The sequence below is a fragment of the Phaeobacter sp. 11ANDIMAR09 genome (genome assembly GCF_001294455.1).
GTDB lineage: Bacteria > Pseudomonadota > Alphaproteobacteria > Rhodobacterales > Rhodobacteraceae > Pseudophaeobacter.
In genome coordinates this window covers 1-839 of sequence record NZ_LIKT01000091.1, presented here as the reverse complement: position 1 = coordinate 839, position 839 = coordinate 1, and the positions used below count along the sequence as shown (strand labels likewise).

Annotated in this window: 2 protein-coding genes; both read right to left on the bottom strand. The window is 52.4% G+C overall.

Going from position 1 to position 839, the window contains the following annotated elements; all coding sequences use genetic code 11:
• On the bottom strand, nucleotides 1–211 hold a 211-nt coding region (locus AN476_RS23315; protein WP_216598423.1), incomplete at its 3' end, for a hypothetical protein.
• Between the two features lie 57 nt (nucleotides 212–268).
• Nucleotides 269–568 carry a YciI family protein gene (locus AN476_RS22265; RefSeq protein ID WP_054463956.1) on the bottom strand — a complete coding sequence of 100 codons (300 nt, stop codon included), beginning with the start codon at nucleotides 566–568 and terminating at the stop codon, nucleotides 269–271.
• Between the last annotated feature and the right edge of the window lie 271 nt (nucleotides 569–839).

Genomic DNA, 839 nt, shown 5'->3' with positions numbered 1-839 from the left:
TTTGCGCTCTGCGCAGCATTTGAAACAATGGGCTCACTGCCGTCACTGAGGGTAAAAATCCGCGTTTGACAGCGTGAATGTCCGCTTCCAGGATGTCGAGACGTGATTTGTGTATGTGCGGCAACGAGAGCCAACCTCCCTTCGCATCGGTCACTTTGGGCTGCTTGCAGTCACGCGTGGTTGCTTCGACCTCGCCCAGGTGAAGGACCATGGCGCTGCACCGGGGCAAGGCGGCTCTGAGCCGGATGTGGCCATTGCATATACTTTTTTAGAGGGTGGCCGATTGATCCTCTAGGAGCTTTCCCCACGTGAAAATTTCGAATTCCCGGTGTGCGGGAAAATAGAATGGGTCATTTGCGACCAGCTCCTCTACCTCTGCCTTTGTTGCGACCTCCACAACCCACAGAGCTCCACAAAAATCTTCGTCCGTTTCGGGTTTCAAACCGCCGCCAATCAACAATTCAGGGTGTTTTTTTGCGTATGCAACATGCTCATCACGGAGGTCTTTTCGCGCCCTCACATCAAGCATGTCAGCGGTATCTTTGAAAATCACTACCCAGCGGGTCATTGGCTACTCCGGTTGCAAAAAAGCCAACTTAGGTCAGCGTTCAACCATGTGATAGAGCCAGAGAAAAACCCTCCCAAGACCAGATACGGACTGCAGCTACGTCCAGCTATGCGTGAGTTCGCTTGGCCTGAATTTTTGCTGCCGCAACGAACGAGGGTTTTGCGTATTGCACCTCAGTGGTTCTGATCTGATTTCGCCCCAGAACGGGCAGCACACTTAAATATGCAGAACTACCGTTCCATTTGGTGTTGCAGGGTAGGGGAGAGAGTAC